General features: G+C 75.2%; 16 protein-coding genes. 11 read left to right on the top strand and 5 right to left on the bottom strand.

Annotation, left to right across the window (positions count from 1 at the left end; translation table 11 throughout):
• Nucleotides 1-22 precede the first annotated feature (22 nt).
• Nucleotides 23-1,891, bottom strand: a complete 1,869-nt coding sequence (locus ACFYNO_RS26395) for a flavin monoamine oxidase family protein (RefSeq protein ID WP_388017365.1) — start codon at nucleotides 1,889-1,891, stop codon at nucleotides 23-25.
• 224 nt (nucleotides 1,892-2,115) lie between these two features.
• Nucleotides 2,116-2,847, bottom strand: coding sequence for an SDR family oxidoreductase (locus ACFYNO_RS26390; protein ID WP_388017362.1), 732 nt, complete (start codon nucleotides 2,845-2,847; stop codon nucleotides 2,116-2,118).
• Nucleotides 2,848-2,954: 107 nt separating this feature from the next.
• Between ACFYNO_RS26390 and ACFYNO_RS26385 the strand changes: the two genes are divergently transcribed.
• On the top strand, nucleotides 2,955-3,554 hold the full coding sequence (locus ACFYNO_RS26385; RefSeq protein ID WP_388017359.1) for a TetR/AcrR family transcriptional regulator: 600 nt from the start codon (nucleotides 2,955-2,957) through the stop codon (nucleotides 3,552-3,554).
• Nucleotides 3,555-3,671: 117 nt separating this feature from the next.
• Nucleotides 3,672-4,283 carry an SRPBCC family protein gene (locus ACFYNO_RS26380; protein WP_388017356.1) on the top strand — a complete coding sequence of 204 codons (612 nt, stop codon included), beginning with the start codon at nucleotides 3,672-3,674 and terminating at the stop codon, nucleotides 4,281-4,283.
• A gap of 12 nt (nucleotides 4,284-4,295) precedes the next feature.
• On the opposite strand, the gene ACFYNO_RS26375 is transcribed toward ACFYNO_RS26380, so the two are convergent.
• Together ACFYNO_RS26375 and ACFYNO_RS26370 are read right to left on the bottom strand one after the other, a co-directional pair.
• Nucleotides 4,296-6,161 (bottom strand): hypothetical protein, encoded by a 1,866-nt coding sequence (locus ACFYNO_RS26375; protein WP_388017353.1) that lies wholly within the window; start codon nucleotides 6,159-6,161, stop codon nucleotides 4,296-4,298.
• 35 nt (nucleotides 6,162-6,196) lie between these two features.
• Nucleotides 6,197-6,430, bottom strand: coding sequence for a hypothetical protein (locus ACFYNO_RS26370; protein ID WP_388017350.1), 234 nt, complete (start codon nucleotides 6,428-6,430; stop codon nucleotides 6,197-6,199).
• 208 nt (nucleotides 6,431-6,638) lie between these two features.
• Here ACFYNO_RS26370 and ACFYNO_RS26365 point away from each other — a divergent pair, with 208 nt between their 5' ends.
• Nucleotides 6,639-6,980: an antibiotic biosynthesis monooxygenase family protein gene (locus ACFYNO_RS26365; protein ID WP_388017347.1), complete on the top strand. Its 342-nt coding sequence runs from the start codon at nucleotides 6,639-6,641 to the stop codon at nucleotides 6,978-6,980.
• A 7-nt stretch (nucleotides 6,981-6,987) separates the two neighbouring features.
• On the opposite strand, the gene ACFYNO_RS26360 is transcribed toward ACFYNO_RS26365, so the two are convergent.
• Nucleotides 6,988-7,725 carry a serine hydrolase gene (locus tag ACFYNO_RS26360; RefSeq protein WP_388017344.1) on the bottom strand — a complete coding sequence of 246 codons (738 nt, stop codon included), beginning with the start codon at nucleotides 7,723-7,725 and terminating at the stop codon, nucleotides 6,988-6,990.
• 274 nt (nucleotides 7,726-7,999) lie between these two features.
• On the opposite strand from ACFYNO_RS26360, the gene ACFYNO_RS26355 reads away from it, so the two are divergent.
• From ACFYNO_RS26355 to ACFYNO_RS26320, 8 genes are all read left to right on the top strand, one after another.
• Entirely contained in the window at nucleotides 8,000-9,004 is a 1,005-nt protein-coding gene (locus tag ACFYNO_RS26355; protein ID WP_388017341.1) for a 3-oxoacyl-ACP synthase III family protein, read from the top strand.
• A complete protein-coding gene (locus ACFYNO_RS26350) occupies nucleotides 9,001-9,747 on the top strand; it encodes a glycosyltransferase family A protein (RefSeq protein WP_388017338.1) in 747 nt (248 codons plus the stop codon). Before ACFYNO_RS26355 ends, ACFYNO_RS26350 begins: the two co-directional genes overlap by 4 nt.
• 136 nt (nucleotides 9,748-9,883) lie before the next feature.
• On the top strand, nucleotides 9,884-11,344 hold the full coding sequence (locus ACFYNO_RS26345; RefSeq protein ID WP_388017335.1) for a class I adenylate-forming enzyme family protein: 1,461 nt from the start codon (nucleotides 9,884-9,886) through the stop codon (nucleotides 11,342-11,344).
• Nucleotides 11,341-12,363: a cytochrome P450 gene (locus ACFYNO_RS26340; RefSeq protein ID WP_388017332.1), complete on the top strand. Its 1,023-nt coding sequence runs from the start codon at nucleotides 11,341-11,343 to the stop codon at nucleotides 12,361-12,363. The genes ACFYNO_RS26345 and ACFYNO_RS26340 overlap by 4 nt, the downstream gene beginning before the upstream one ends.
• Before the next feature lie 7 nt (nucleotides 12,364-12,370).
• Nucleotides 12,371-13,252, top strand: a complete 882-nt coding sequence (locus ACFYNO_RS26335) for an NAD-dependent epimerase/dehydratase family protein (protein WP_388017329.1) — start codon at nucleotides 12,371-12,373, stop codon at nucleotides 13,250-13,252.
• Nucleotides 13,253-13,520: 268 nt separating this feature from the next.
• Entirely contained in the window at nucleotides 13,521-14,546 is a 1,026-nt protein-coding gene (locus ACFYNO_RS26330) for an LLM class flavin-dependent oxidoreductase (RefSeq protein ID WP_388017326.1), read from the top strand.
• A 97-nt stretch (nucleotides 14,547-14,643) separates the two neighbouring features.
• Nucleotides 14,644-15,219, top strand: a complete 576-nt coding sequence (locus ACFYNO_RS26325) for a hypothetical protein (protein ID WP_388017323.1) — start codon at nucleotides 14,644-14,646, stop codon at nucleotides 15,217-15,219.
• Between the two features lie 213 nt (nucleotides 15,220-15,432).
• Entirely contained in the window at nucleotides 15,433-15,900 is a 468-nt protein-coding gene (locus tag ACFYNO_RS26320) for a GreA/GreB family elongation factor (protein ID WP_388017320.1), read from the top strand.
• Nucleotides 15,901-15,991 lie beyond the last annotated feature (91 nt).

Genomic DNA, 15,991 nt, shown 5'->3' with positions numbered 1-15,991 from the left:
CTAACTGCCAGGTGGCGTGGTGTCAGCTCCGGTTGCTGACCTGGAGCGCGGCCTCCACCCCGGAGGCCACCGCGCCCGCGATCCAGGCGTGGTAGCGCGGTTGGCAGTGGTCGCCGGCGAAGTACAGCTGCCCGTCGACCGGTTCGGCCACGTGCGGGCCCAGGCTGATCAGCTGCCCCGGGGTCTCCACCACCGCCTCGCCGAGCGCCCAGCGGTTGCGCAGCCAGGACTGCGAGACCGCGCGGTCGGTGGCGTAGCGGCGGATCCGGTCGCCGAACATCTCGGCCAGCTGGTCCAGCGCCTCGTTGTGCCGGTCCTCCGGCGTCAGCGCGTCGAACCGCAGGGCGTCCTCGGCCCAGTTGTAGCCGGCCAGCACCACGCCGCCCGGCGCACCGCCCGGGCTGGGGTGGGAGGGGAAGTAGACGAAGCGGGCCGCCTCGTCCGAGATGCAGCCGCCGCCGACCGCCGGCACCGCGTCGCCGGCCGGGCCGCGGCGGTAGGCGTCGCCGAGCCTGGCGCGCCAGGTCGCCTCGTCCCACTCCCACCAGCGCTCGGTGAACTCCAGCAGCACCTTGTGCGCGGTGTCGTGGTGCAGTTCGGTGATCGCCCGGCGCTTGTGGTAGGGCAGGATCGGGTCGAAGGTGACGTGCCGCAGCGCCGCGAACGGCACGGCGAAGACCACCGCGTCCGCCTGGTACTCGTGCACCTGGCCGCCGATCGCGCCCGTGCAGGCCTCGTCCTCCGGGCCGGACTCCGGCACCGCGTAGACCGTCACCCGGCCCGGCGAGCCGGAGACCCGGGTGACCACCCGGTCCCGCTCGATCGGCAGGCCCTTGGCGAGTGCGGTCGGCAGCGCGTCCATGCCGTCCGCGAACTCGAAGTAGGTGACCGAGGGGTTGATGTCGGTGGCGTCGAAGACCGAGTGCAGGAAGCCGTAGGAGAGCCGGCTGGTCAGGTTCTCCACCGTGCCGACCGCCTGGATCTGCGGATCCGCCCAGCCGGCCACCTCGCTGAGGTAGCGCAGCAGCGAGTAGCCGTCCAGGTCGTAGAGCAGCCGGGTCATGCCGCTGACCCGGTCGGCGATCGGCTTGTCGGTCCAACTGCCGTCCGGGTTTTGGATCTGGGTGTACTTGCGGGCGGTGGTCAGGGCCTCGGCGAAGGCGGCGCTGGTGGTCTGGTCGCTGTCCCAGCCGAAGCTCTTGTTCACCGGGCCCGGGTTCCTGGCGTAGGCCGCCTTGCTGACCAACTGGCCGTTGAGGTGCAGCAGTCGGCCGCCGAGTCCGGGCCGGGTGGTGTACGGCGGGGCGGTGCCGGTGCTGAACTGCTCGCCGGTCCAGGACTGGTAGACCACCTTGCTGTCGGCGGACTGCAGATCCGGCTGGGGCGGCTGGTCCACCAGGTGGAACGGGCGCCGCTCGACGCCGAGGTGGTCGGCCAGCGCGAGGGTGAACAGGTGGCTCGAGGGGATCCGCATGGCGCCGGCCTCGGCGGAGTGGCGCGGGTCCTGCCAGACGTCGCCGCGGAAGGTCTTCACCCGGCCGCCGACCCGGCTGCGGTTGGCCTCCAGCACCCGCACCCGGTGCCCGGCGGCCATCAGCAGCCGGGCGCAGACCAGGCCGGCCACGCCCGCGCCGACCACCAGCACGTCGCGCTGCTCGGTGCGGCCGAGCGCCTGGCGGCCGGTCAGGATCTTCAGGTACTGGAGGGTCAGGTCCTCGTAGGCGCCGTTGGTCAGCAGGATGCGGTGGGCCATGGTCTGCGCCGCGGCCCAGCGGACGGGGTCCGGCTGGTGGCCGGCCCCGCCCGGATCGGCGGCCCTGGCCGGTGAGTTGACGGAGGCGGCCGCGACGGCCGCGCCGGACGCTGAGAAGAAGCCACGTCGTGAGATCACGCGGGACAGCGTGGCAGCGGCGGCCGGAAGTTGGTATCGAAACCATCGTCGAACATGTTCGGGTGCGGTCGAACGAGGGTTGACGGCCGTTCGGGTGACGTGCGGGGCGGCTGTGCGGCCCGATGGCGGGGCGGGGTGTGCAGGGGCACTGCCGGGCGCGTGGGGGTGGGTGCGCGCCGCGCGGGGAGTGTGGGGGCTCCCCGCACGGCGCTGTTCGGGTGGGGTCAGCGGCCGGTGGGCAGGTTGGTGCCGCCGTTGCAGTCGAGCACCACGCCGGTGAGGAAGGTGTTCGCCGCCAGCAGGTGGATCGCCTGGGCGACGTCCTCGGGGCGGCCGACCCGGCCGACCGGGGTGGCGGCGGCCAGGCCGTCGAAGAGCTGCTTGCGCTGCTCGGCGGGGACCCGGTCCCACCAGGGGGTGTCGATCACGCCGGGGGAGACCGCGTTCACCCGCAGCGGGGCCAGCTCCACGGCCAGCGGCGGAACCATCGCGTCCAGCGCGCCGTTGATCGCGGCCAGGCCGGCGGTGCCCGGGAAGGCGGCCCGGGAGGAGCCGGCGGTGATGAAGGTGACCGAGCCGTCCTTGCGCAGGTGCGGCAGGGCCGCCTGGAGCGAGCTGACCTGGGGCCAGAACTTGCGGTCGAAGCCGTTGGCCAGCTCGGCCAGGTCCAGCCCGGCGAAGGCGCCGGCGCCGGCCGAGCCGCTGACGGCCACCACCAGGTGGTCCAGGGTGCCGAGTTCGGCGAAGAAGGCGGTGACCGCGGCGCGGTCCATCGCGTCCACCGCGAAGCCGCGGGTGCTGCCGCCGATCCGGGCCACCGCCTCGTCGAGGCGCTGCCGGTCGCGGCCGGTGATCACGACCTCCGCGCCGTCCGCGGCGAAACCGGCGGCGGTGGCCTCGCCGATGCCCGAGCTGCCGCCCAATACGACCACGCGCTGACCGGTGAAGGTGCTCATCGTCTTGTTCCCCTCCGTATTGTCGAGACTTGGTGTCTCGGCAATGATGATTGTCGAGACTGTTAGTCTTGTCAAGCTGGATATCGCGAGGAGAGGGGTGGTTGGCGATGAGCGCTGATACCGGTGCCGGTGCGCCGGAGAGCCGTCCGCACACCGGCCGGCGCCGTAACGAGGCGGCCCGGCAGGCGATCCTGGACGCCGCGCTGCGGCTCGCGGGTGCGGCGGGCGGAGAGGCGGTGACCATCGACGCCATCGCCAAGGCGGCGGGCGTCGGCAAGCAGACCGTCTACCGGTGGTGGCCCTCGAAGGGCGCGGTGCTGCTGGAGGCGCTGGTCGACCGGGCCGGACAGGACGTCACGGTGCCCGAGGGCGGCAGTCTCCGGGAGGAGCTGAGCTCCTTCATCGCCACCACCTTCGAGGCCGCCCAGCAGGAGCCGGCCGCCGGGGTGCTGCGCACCCTGCTGCGCGAGTCCGGGCGCGACCCGCACCTGGCCGAGCTGCTGCGCAGCTACACCGCCACCCGGCGGGGGGTGCTGCGGGAGCTGCTGGAGCGGGGGCGCGAGCGCGGCGAGCTGCCGGCGGGGGTGGAGCCCGAGCTGATGGTGGACCAGATCTACGGGCTGTTCTGGTACCGCTTCGTGCTGGGGCACGGACCGCTGGACAGCGGGACGGCGCAGCGGCTGACGGACGCGCTGCTGCGGGGGTGAGGGCTGGGCGCGGGCTGCGGGTGCGGTTGACGGGGTGTCGGCTGATGGTCTATAGGTTGAGTTATAAGGCATAACAGTCGATTGAGCATCTCACCATCTCGCGTCAAGGAGATCACCATGTCCGGCACTCGCAAGGCGCTGCTCGCCCTGCTCGTCCTCCCGCTCACCGGCGCCCTGCTCGGCGGCACCGCCGCCGGGGCGCAGGCTGCCGCCGGTCCCGGCCCGGTCGCCTGCCGCGGCCAGGGCGTGGACCCGGCCGCCCAGGTGCGGTACCGCGCCCAGATCCTGATCCACGCCCCGCTGCACACCGTCTGGCAGGTCCAGACCGACGTGGCGCACTGGCCGTCCTGGCAGCGCCCCGTCACCAGCGCGGTGCGCCTCGACCGCGGTCCGCTGCGCCCGGGTTCGGCCTTCCGCTGGACCACCCCGATCCCGCCGGGCGTCGGCCTGCCGGCGGGCGACCTGGTGATCACCTCGACCGTGCGCCAGCTGGTCCACGACTCCTGCCTGCGCTGGACCGGCCCGGCCGACAGCCCCGGGCTGCACATCGACGGGGTGCACGTGTGGAACTTCCGCAAGGTCGACGGGGGCGTGCTGGTGACCACGGAGGAGACCCACACCGGCCCCCAGGTGGACGCCGACGTGCCCGCCGCGACGGCGATCCTGGGGCAGGGGCTGGATGCCTGGCTCGCCGCCCTGAAGAGCACGGCGGAGGCCAGGCGGCCGTGAGCCGGCCGTGGGTCAGCTGAGGGCGAGCAAGGTCCTGGCCAGGCCGCGGAGTTCTTCGTCCTGATGAGTCGGCCCGGACCGCAGCTGGTCGGTGAGCCGGCGGAGCGGGGAGAAGGCGAGGCCGCGCAGGGTGGGCCGCAGCTCCTCCGGGAACCGGCCGATCTCGGTGAGGGCCCGGAGGGCCTGGAGGCCGACCGGCGTGGGACCCACCACCCCGGCGAGGACGGGGACGGCGCGGTCCGGGCTCCCGGTGATCCGGTACACGGCCTCGGCGGCGGCCGTCCTGGTCCACTCCCCGGCTTCCAGCAGCGGTTCGATGAGCGGCAGCAGCGGAGCGGCGGCACTGCCGAGCGGCCGCAGGCCGCTCAGGTACCAGTGGGTCTGGCCCCGGGCGGAGAGCAGCCCCTCGAAGGCGCGGAGGGCCGGATCGGCGTCCCGGGTCAGCTGGTAGTGGGCGGCCGCCGCCGCGGCGCGCAGCGAGAGGTCGGCGCTCTGCATCGCCTGGGCGAGGAGGTCGGTGATCTCTTCGGTGGCACGGCCGTTGAGCCCGAGCTGCCGGGCGGCGACGATGGCCGCGCGCTCGTCCCGGAGGCAGCCGACCAGCTCGGGCTCGGCCGCGCGGGCGGCCGAGCCGAACTGCCGCAGGGCTCCGACGAGGGCGATGCCGTCGTTCCCGGTGGCGCCGGCCGCGAGCCGGCGGCGGATCACGGGTATCAACTGGTCGGCGGCCGCCGGGAAGTGGAGCGCCGCGGCGGCGATCAGCCCGGCGCCGGGGCGGAGCAGCACCAGCGCGGGCGCGCGGCGGTCGCGGGAGCGGACCAGGGCGCGGAGCGCGTGTTCGGCGGGTTCGTCGTCGGCCGTCGCGTACCGGTGGAGCGTGTCGCGGAGGTCGGCGCTCGGTTCGGGCAGGTGCTCGATCCAGTCGCCGATGGTGCGGAGGAGGCCGCCGAGCGCGTCGGGGTCCCGCTGCTGGGGCAGAGCCGCCGACAGCAGTTCCAGTACCTCGGGTTCCCGGTCACGCCAGGTCTCGGCGATCCCCCGGACCAGCCAGGACCCGCGCGAGCCGAGGTCACCGGCGGCGATCCACCGGGCGGCCACCGCGAGGCCGGCGTCCGGGTCGTCGGTGAGCAGCCGGGTGAGCTGCTGCTCCTGGGTGGTGTCGCCGGGCCAGGGGAAGGCGTCATCGCCGGGGTCGGGTTCGGCGCCGTCCTGGGCGAGGACGTCCAGCAGGCGGCTCGGGTAGGGCGGCCCGGACCGCTCCGCGGCGAGCAGCGCTGCGGCCAGCCTGATCTCGGGCAGCGGGCTGTCGAGCGCGGCGGCCGGCTCCTGGCCGAGCCTGGTCAGCACGACCAGGGCATCGGCGCGCACGGCCGGGGCGCGGTCGGTGGTGTGGAGCGTGGTGGCGTGCTCGAGGAGGGCGCGGTGGTGCTCCTCGGGGAGGAGTCCGGCGACGGCGGCGGCCACGCGGAGCGCCGCGCGGCGGACATCGCGCTCGGCGTCGTGGAGGCAGGGCAGCAGCTCCGGGAGTTCGGTGCCGAGCCCGGCGCAGATCGCGGCGACCGAACTGCCGTCCCAGTGAGGCGAGTCGACGTCATCCGGCTGGTGGTCGGCGAGCGTCGCGAGCAGCATCAGCAGGTCGGCGCGCTTGTGCGGAGCGTGCAGCACGGCGTGCGCGAGGAAGGGGACGGCGGGCGCCGAGGCAGGGTAGACGCTGCCCTGGTGGTGGATGTTGCCGTACAGCTCGTAGATCGCCCCGTCGACGGTCTCCTCGTCGGTGTCGTAGAGCGCCTTGATCAGCTCGGGCACGTCCTCGGCGGACCCGTAGGCGTGGGTCAGTTCGGACCACGGGACGCGGTCGAGCTCGGCCGGTGGTTTCATGCTGCGCGCTCCTCGGCTGATCGGGTGCGTCGACCCTATCGATCACCGCGGACAGGGCCGGCGGGGGTGGCATCACCGCGCTCGGTCGGGGTGTTGACGCGCTGGGAACTCGCTTCAGCCGGTGGGACGTTGTGGGTCGCGATGAGCAGGGCCTGCTGGTGCAAGCGATGCCGGACGAGCGGGCTGTGCTCCTCGGTGAGCTCGGGAAGGACCTGCTCGAGCTCGCCGAGGATGAGCCGCACGGCGTCCTCCGCAGCATCGATGTCCATGCCCTCCATCATCGCGGCTGCCCGGCTCGGGAGTGGAGTCCGGCTTCACCGGCGGCTGCCTGCGCATCGCCGACGGGCTCGACGAGAACCGCATCGAGGTCGGCCTGGTACAGGGGTGACAGGAGGTGAGGGGAGAGGCCAAGATGGCGGTCGGATGCTCTGTTTACCGACTGATCAGATCGATGTCGCCGACGGTCCGGAGGACGCTGTGACCCAGCCCACGCCCCTGCCCACCCCGCCCTACTACGCGGTGATCTTCAACTCCACCCGCACCAGCACGGTGACCGACTACGCGGAGCGGTCCGAGCGGATGATGGAACTGGCCGCCGAGCAGCCCGGGTTCCTCGGGGTGGACTCGGCGCGCGGGGCGGACGGGTTCGGCATCACCGTCTCGTACTGGCGGGACGAGGAGAGCATCAAGGCCTGGCGCGAGGAGGCCGAGCACGCCGCCGCCCGGGCCGATGGACGGGCGCAGTGGTACGGCTCGTACACCCTGCACGTGGCCAAGGTGGAGCGCGCCTACGACTTCACGGCGCCGTCCGCGGAGTGAGCCGGAGTCAGAGGTCGTGGCGCCGCGCCCAGGCGCGGGCCGAGAGGCGGGCCAGCAGGCGGGCTGACGGGTCGTCGACGTCCTCGCCGTTGGCCAGCGGGCCGGTGTAGCAGACGGCCAGGACGTAGGGCGGCGCGTCCGGCGGGTGGATCAGTGCGGCGCTGTTGCGGGTGCCCGGGAGCCAGCCGTTCTTGCCTGCCAGCCGGGTGCCCGGCGGCAGGCCCGCCGCCAGGTCCACCCGGTGGGCGTTGTGCTCCAGCAGGGCCAGCAGCTCCGGCTCCAGTGACTCCAGCAGCCGCACGAGGTCCAGGGCGCTCACCCGGTTGTGCCGGCCGGCCGCGCGGGCGGCGTGGTCCTCGATGCCGCGCGGGCTGCCGCCCGCCGCGCCCGCCCGGCGCCAGACCTCGGCCACCGCCGGGTGGCCGGCCCGGGCCAGGCAGAGGTTGGTGGCCAGGTTGGAGGAGTGGGTGACCATCCGCTCGGCCAGCCAACCCAGCGGCACCTGCTCGCCCAGCCGTTCCCAGGGCAGCGGATCGCTGTCCCAGGCACGGGTGTTGGCGTACTCGGCACCGGTGACGGAGCGGAAGGAGTTGCGCACCGCGACCGGCTCCGCCCAGTCCGCGCCGCTGCGGTGCAGGGCTGCCAGCACGGCCATCTTCATGGTGCTCGCCGCCTCGTGCGGCACCTCCGCCGCGCGCAGCAGCACCGGGGGGCGCCGCCAGGGCGCCAGGACCACCGAGAGCATGGCGCCGATCGTAGCGGGGAGCGGGCGGGCGCGCCGGGAGAATCACCGGGGGAGAAGGGGAGAAGGGAACCGACGGAGATGCGGGACGGGCGCACGGCGGCGGCGGAGCTGCCGGGGCCGGGCCCGGCGGGTCCGGCCGGACCTGAGGGTCGGTCGGAGGCGGGCTGAGGAGCGGCCGGCCAAGCGGATCCGGCTGGACGGCTGAGCACTCGCGCGGCGCGGATGAGTACTCGTACTCACGACCCGGCCGCCGTCCCGCCGCCAGCATGGTGGCATGACTCCACAGCACGTCGGCATCACCGCCGTCAGCTCCTTCCTGCCCGCCCGGCAGCTGACCTCCCAGCAGCTCCAGGACGAGGTGGCCGCCGGCAGCGGACTACGCCTGCCGGAGCGGATGTTCGAGAAGGCGACCGGCATCCGCACCCGGCGGTTCGCCGCCGAGGACGAGTACTCCTCCACGCTGGCGATCGGTGCCGCCCGCCGGGCGCTGGAGAGCGCCGGCCACGAGCCGGCCGATGTCGACCTGCTGGTCTACGCCTCGGCCACCCGGGACGTCTGCGAACCCGCCACCGCCCACCTGGTGCAGGCCGAACTCGGCTCCAGGGCCCACGCCTTCGACGTGTCCAACGCCTGCAACAGCTTCCTCAACGGGATCGACACGGCACGCGCGCTGATCCTGGCCGGCCGGGCCCGCCGGGCGCTGGTGGTGACCGGCGAGGTGCCCAGCCGGGCGATCCGCCGGGCGCCGGCCTCGCTGGCCGAGTTCCGCGACGGCTTCGCCGGCTACACCTTCGGCGACGCCGGCGCGGCCGTGCTGCTCGAAGCGGTGCCGAACGGCGGCATCCTGGACATCGAGACCGAGACCGCCTCCGAGCACTGGCAGATCGGCGGCATACCGGGCGGCGGCTCGCGCCACCCGCGCGGCGACGAGTTCAGCTACTTCCGGGGCAGCGGCAAGGAGTTGCGCGGTGCCTTCGAGACCATCGGGCTCGGCCTGCTGGCCCGGCTGACGGCCCGCACCGGGCTCGGCTGGGAGGACTACGCGCGCGTCCTGGTGCACCAGGTGACGGTGCCCTACCTGGAGCGGTTCGTCGAGGTCACCGGCGTGCCGGCCGAGAAGCTGGTGCTCACCGTGCCCGAGTACGGCAACCTGGCCAGCGCCACCCTCGGCCTCCAACTCGACCTGGCGCTAGCGGACCTGCGCAGTGGCGACCGGGTGCTGCTGCTCGGGCTCGGCGGCGGGCTGAGCCTGATGGCGATGGTCTGGGAGGTGTCGTGACCGCCGCCGGCCTCTGGGTGATCGTGCCCGCCTACCAGGAGGAGGCCCGGATCGGCGCCACCCTGCGGGCCCTCGCCGCCCAGCGGGACCGGGAGTTCACCCTGCTGGTGGCCGACAACGGCTCCACCGACCGGACGGCCGAGGTGGTGCGGGAGTTCGCCGCCGGGGCGCCGTTCCCGGTGGAGCTGATCACGGAGGCGGAGAAGGGCGTGGGCTGCGCCGTGGACTCCGCGTTCCGGCACGCCATCGCCCGGGGCGCCACCGGGCTGGCCCGGACCGACGCCGACTGCCTGCCGCAGCCGGGCTGGACGGCGGCCGTGCGCAGCGGCCTGCGGCTGCACGGCGGGCTGCTCTGCGGCCGGATCACCGCCCGCGAGGACGAGCACGGACCGCTCGGGCGGGCCGCCTTCCGGGCGCTGGTGGCGGTCGGGGCGGGCTTCGGCCGGATCCGCCCCGCGCACCGGCGCCGCCACGGCTACCTGGCGCCCTACCGGATGCACGCGGGCAACAACATGGCGATCACGCCCGAACTCTACGTCGCCGTGGGCGGGATGCCCCGCCGGCCCTCGCCCACCGACCGGACCTTCCTCAACCGGGTCCGGCGCCGCAGCACGGCGATCACGCACTGCCCGGAGATGGTGGTGCAGAACTCCACCCGCCGGCTGCGGGCCTACGGAGTGGTCGGCACGGCATGCTGGTACCTGGACCGGGGCAGCGGCGGACGGGACACCGACCCGAGGTGACGGACGACCCGAAGTGACGGACGACCCGAGGTGTCAGGCGACCCGAAGTGTCGGACGACCCGAGGTGTCAGGCGACCCGAAGTGTCGGACGACCCGAGGTGACGGACAACCAGCAACGAAAGGACAGCACCCAACCATGCTCGACCAGCTCGCCCGCACCCTCCGCCGCCACCCCGAGCGCCCGGCGATCCTCGGCACCACCCGGCACGGCACCGTCCGGGCCCGCACCCGCTGCGGCGAACTCGCCGACCTGGCCGACGGATACGCCGCCGCCCTGCACCACCGCTACGGGCTGCGCGCCGGGGACACCCTGGGCGTCGCCGTCCGCCCCGGCCCCCGGGCGCTGGCCGTGATGCTCGCCGCGCACCGGCTGGGCGTCCGGGCCGCCGTGCTCGACCCGGGCGCCGGGCCCGAAGTGCTGCTCGCCCGACTCGCGCTCGCCCGGCCGGAGCTGGTCCTCGCCGACGCCGCCGCCCAGGCGGTGGCCGGCTGGGGCCGGCCACTGGCCCGGCGCGCCGACCTGGCCCTGCCGCCGCTGGAGGCGCTGGGCCCGGTCGCCACCGTCGGCCCCCGGCACCCCGGTTGCGCGCCCGCGCTGCGCGGCACCGGCGCCGTGCCGCCGCCCGGCTATGAGGGGGACGGGGACGCGGTGATCGTCTTCACCTCCGGAACCACCAGCGCGCCGCGCGCCGTCGTGCACACCCGGGCCGGAGTCGCCGCCGGGATGCGGGCGGTGACGGCGCTGGTCGAGCCGCGCGAGGGGAGCGCGGTGCTCGGCGGCACCTTCTTCGTGCTGGTGCCGAGCCTGGCAGCGGGTGCGGCGGTCGCCCTGCCGGCCCGCTCGGCCAGGCTGATGAACCGCCAGATCGCCCTCCTGAAGCCGGCGGAGACCTATCTGACACCGCCACAGCTGCGCCAGGCCGACCGGCTCACCGGACGGGTGTGGACTGGCTCCGCGCCCGTCTCGGCCGAACTGCTCGCCAGGGCGAAGACGTTGGGCGCCCGTGAGGCCTGGGGCGTGTACGCGCTGACCGAGCTGTTCCCGGCCGCCGCCGTGGAGGCCGCCGACAAGGCCGCGTTCACCGGCGAGGGCGACCTGCTCGGACACCCGCTGCCCGGGGTGGAGGCCCGGACCACGCCCGACGGCGAACTGCTGCTGACCGGCCCGAGCGCCCGGGACCGCTACCTCGGCGAGCAGCCCGACCCGTGGATCCGCACCGGCGACCGGGGCACCCTGACCGCCGACGGGCGGATCGTGCTGGCCGGGCGGTGCAAGGACATGGTGCTGCGGCAGGCGGAGAACATCTACCCGGGGCTGTACGAACCGGCCTTGCACCTGCCCGGGGTCGAACTCGCCGTGCTGGTCGGGGTGCCGGCCGAGGGCGGCGACGAACGGCTGGTCGCCCTGGTCCAGCCCCGGCCGGGCGCCGACCGGCGCCGGCTGCGGGCCGAACTCCAGGCGCCGCTGGCCCGGATGGGCAGCGCCCGCCCCGATGCCCTGCTCTTCGACCGGGTGCCGCTGGCCGGCCGCTCGCGCAAGCCCGACCGGGCGGCCGCCTCCCGGCTCTGCGCCCGGCAGCTGGGAGCGGTGAAGTGAGCCGGGCGCGCCGCCTGGACCGGCGGGTCTACCTGGGCGGCCACCCGGTGCTCTTCGGCCTGCTGGCCGCCACCCGGCACCGCCCGGTGCTGCGGCTCGGCGGCACCGTGCTGGTCCACGACCCGTCGGCCTACCGGCAGGTGCTCACCCGGGTGCCGCTGGACCGCACCGCGGCCGGCACCACCGGCGGTGCGGCGGCCCGACTGGTCGGCGGGGAGGTGCTCTTCGACCAGCAGGGCGAGCGGCACCGCAGCGGCCGGCGGGCGGTGGCCGAACTGCTGGGCGCGGACGGGGTGCGGCGGCTGCGGCCGGTCTGGCAGGCCGTGCTGGCCGAGGAGTTCGGCGAACTGGCCCCGGACACCGATCTGGTGGCGGTCGCGCGGAAGCTGGCCGGGGCCACCGCTGCGGCGCTGACCGGCAGCACGGCGGACCCGCTGCTGCTCGCGCGGGCGGCGGGCGAGGCCGCGGCGGCCGCGGTGCGCGACCACCTGCCGGGGATCGGCTGCACGGACGGCGGCGCCGAGGCGGCGGCGGAACGGCTCGCCGCACTGCTGCCGGACGCCCGCGACGCCGTGCTGGCCGTCGCCGCCGTGAACACCACGGTCGCCGCCCTGCCCAGGGCGGCGGCCTGGTGCGCGCGGGCCGGCTGGTGGGACCGGGTCTCGCCCGAACTCGCCGCCGAACTGCTGCGGTTGACCGCACCGGCGCCGATCCTGCCGAGGGTGGCGGCGGCCGCGGCCACCCTCGACGGGCGGCCGATCCGGCGCGGCGACCGGCTGGTGCTGGTCGCCCGGCACGCGGCACAGGCCCACCGCGACCGCCCGGCCGACCCGGCGGCCGCCACCCAGGCGGTCTTCGGCGCCGGACCGCACGCCTGCCCGGGAGCCCGACTGGCGCGCGCCCAACTCGCCGATTTCCTCCAGGCATTGGCACCGCACCGCCCGGTGGTGCGGCGGGCCCGGGTGGACCGGCGCACCGCCCTGCCGGGGTACGCCGTGCTGACGGTACGGAAGGGGTGAGCGGGAGATGCGGATCGCCGTCACCGGCGCCAGCGGCTTCTGCGGCGCGGCCGTGGCCCGGGCCGCCGCGGCGAGCGGAGCCGAGGTGCTCTGCGTGGGCCGCCGCCCCGGGCCGGTCGGCCGGCACCTGCCCTGGGACGCGGCCGGCGAGCGGCCCGACCTGGGCGGCGCGGACCTGGTGGTGCACTGCGCGGCCGCCGTCGGCGACCACCCGCGCGGCTCGGCGGCCGAGGCCGAGCAGTACGCCGTCAACCTGCACGGCACCGAGCGGCTGCTCGAAGCGGCGCGGGGAGCGCGGGTGGTGCTGGTGAGCAGCGCCAGCGTCTACGACCCGCGACCGCGCTCCGGGCCGATCACCGAGGCCCACCCGACGGCCGGCGGCCACCTCAACGGCTACGGGCACAGCAAGGCGCTCGCCGAACGGCCCGCGTTGGCCGCCGGCGCCGTGGTGCTGCGCCCGCGCGCGGTCTACGGCGGCGGCGACCCGCACCTGGTGCCGCGCCTGCTGGCCCGGGTGCGCCGGGGCGTGCTGGCGCTGCCGGGCCCGGACGTGGCGCTCAGCCTGACGGCGGTGGAGAACCTGGCCCGGGCCTGCCTGGCGGCGGGCGACTGGCCGCCCGGCGCGTACAACATCGCCGACGCCGAGCCGTACCGCCGGGACGCGGTGGTGGCGCAGGTGCTGCGGGCCCACGGGGTGCGGGCGCGGCTGGTGCACGTGCCGGCGGCGGTGGCCGGCGCGGCCGTCCGGGCGGGCCTGGTGCGCGGGCTGACCCCGTACGCGGTGGACCAGCTGGCCCGCTCGGTGGTGCTGGACACCGGCAAGGCGCGGGCCCAGGGGTACCGGGCGGAGGCGGACCTGGCCGGGTACCTGCGGAGCGGGCCGGGGTAGCAGCCGCGCTCCGGGCACCCGCGCGCCCGTGCACGGCAGCGCAGCGGCTCCGCAGCAGGCGAACACTGCGAGCCGCCGGACCCGTCCTACGGGTTTCCGGGATCCGCCTCGGTGGCCGATCCATTGCGGGTGGCTCTCGTTCGGTCACCGAGTGGTCGCGTCGGCGGTCCGCTTGATGGATCATCTGCCTGACAGACGAGCAGATCAACAGATCGACAGATCACCAAGGAGACGCGCCCGGACGCCGGGCGCGGGAGGGGTCGGTGGCGTGGGCGAGAGCGAGCGGCCGCTGCGGCGGCTGGGATTCCTGACCATCGGACTGTTCGACGGCGAGGACCCGGCGGCCGGGCACCGGACCACCCTGGAGCTGATCGAGCTCGGCGAACAGCTGGGCTTCGACCACGCCTGGGTGCGCCAACGGCACCTGCAGTACGGCATCTCCTCCCCGGTGGCGGTGCTCGCGGCGGCCGGCCAGCGGACCCGGCGGATCGAGCTCGGCACGGCGGTGATCCCGCTCGGCTGGGAGAACCCGCTGCGGCTGGCCGAGGACCTGGCCACCGTGGACCTGCTCTCCGGCGGCCGGCTCAACCCCGGGGTGAGCGTCGGCGAACCGATCCACTACCGGCAGGTGCGCGACGCGCTCTACCCCGACACGGCGGAGCAGGAGGACTTCTCCTACCGCCGGGTCCAGCGGCTGCTGGACTTCGTCCGGGGCGAGGCGGCCAGCGAGTTCGACGGGACCGAGGGCATCGAGGTCTACTCCCGCCGGGTGCAGCCGCACAGCCCCGGCCTCGGGCGGCGGATGTGGTACGGCGGCGGCAGCCTGCGCTCGGCCCGCTGGGCGGGCGAGCAAGGGATGAACCTGCTCACCAGCAGCGTCCTCAAGGCGGAGCGGTCCGGTCCGCCGGCCGGCTTCGCCGAGCTGCAGCAGGCCCAGATCCGCGCCTTCCGCGAGCAGCACCCCGACGGCGAGCGGGCCCGGGTGGCCCAGGGCCTGGTGGTGATCCCGACCGACAGCGCCACCCCCGCCCAGCGCGCCAAGTACCACGCCTACGCCGCCGAACGGCTGCCGCGCACCCTGGCCCCGCAGGGCCCGGCGCAGCTGCTCTTCGCCCCGGACCTGGTCGGGACCTCGGCCGAACTGGCCGAGCGGCTGCGCGCCCACGCCGGCTTCCAGGAGGTGGACGAGGTGGCCTTCGCGCTGCCGTTCAGCTTCGAGCCGGAGGACTACGTGCAGATCCTCACCGACCTGGCCGGCGCGCTCGGCCCGGCCCTCGGCTGGCGCGCTAGCTGACCGCCCGGCCCGGTGTCAAGGAGGTTTGACGGATCGACGGGTGTGGCCAACCCTTGACGGACGGTGACGAACGGTCCGGCGAGGAGAGGGGCGCGGCATGTCGTGGCAGGACGAGAGCGGCCGTCATGAGGGCTACCTGGCAGCGGTGCTGACCGACGGCACGGAGGCCGTCCGGACGTCCGGCGAGCACGCCGTCTGGTGGGCCTACGACGGGGCCGACGGCCCGCGCGCGGTCGCCGTGCGGGGCGCCTGCGGGTGCGGCTGGCGCGGCTCCGACACCCACCCGATCGACTTCGGCGACGACGAGGCCACCGAGGGCGTCGGCGCCCGCACCGGGCCGCACGCGGACTGGGAGTACCACGTCGAGCTGGCCGAGGGGGCGATCCCGCGCGACGTGGAGCAGCTGCTCGCCACCCTGGGCCGCCGGGTCGCGGAGCTCTGCGAGGCCGGCCAGGCCGGCGCCGCCCTGCGCTCGCTGGCGGAGGCCGACACGGCCGTCTCCCGGGCCCGGGTGGTGGCCGTCCGCGGCGCCCGGCGCGACCTCTACGGCTGGGAGGCGATCGCCCGGCTGCTCGAGCTGACCCCGGAGCTCGCGCTGGCCCGCTACGGCGAGCCGGAGGACGGGCCCGACCCGGTGCTGCCGGGCGACCCCGAGGCGCTCGACAGCGACTGACTGTGAGGAGGTAGACGGCACCGCTCGGGTGCCGGGCCGACCTGCTCCTCGCGGTCCTCGCCGGGATCGGCCAGCTCCGCTCGCCCTCTCCGTTCGATGACAGCCACGGCATGACGGAGGGTCAGTGCCCGCCACGCAGCGTTGCCGGGCGGGGTGATCCGATTTACGCTGATTCTGCTGGTACGTCCGTCCCACGATGCCCTGGGAGATCCCATGACAGGCCTGCCCGAGCCGATCGCCGACGAGGACCGGCGCGCCCTCGAACAGGAGCTCGCCCAGCTGCGGGTGGAGCGGGAGGCGGTCGGCCGGACGCTGCGGGACCACGACTCGGACGAGATCGGCGACCACGCCGACCAGGCCGACGAGCTGCAGCGGGCCGACCTGGCCGCCAAGCTGGACGACCGGATCGCCGAGATCCGGCTGCGGCTGGAGCAGGCGGCGGTGGCCGGGCCGCCGCGCACCGACGCGGTGGGCGTCGGCACCTCGCTCACCGTGCGGTTCGACGACGGCGCCACCAGGGCGGTGCGGATCGGCGAGCTGGCGGACGAGCTGGACGAGGCGCTGGTCACCTCGGACAGCCCGCTCGGGCTGGCGCTGATGGGGCACCGGGCCGGCGAGACGGTCCGCTACGACACGCCCGCCGGGCCCGCCAGTGCGCAGGTGCTCTCGATCGACGGCTAGGTGTACTGACCCGTGAGGTTGGTGACGCGGCTGACGGGAGGCTTGCCCTGGAGCGCGGTGTGTCCGCGGTGGTGATTGTAGGTGTGGAGCC

Source organism: Kitasatospora sp. NPDC006697 (assembly GCF_042869935.1).
GTDB lineage: Bacteria > Actinomycetota > Actinomycetes > Streptomycetales > Streptomycetaceae > Kitasatospora.
The sequence above is the reverse complement of the archived record's forward strand: the minus strand, read 5'-3'. Positions and strand labels throughout refer to the sequence as shown.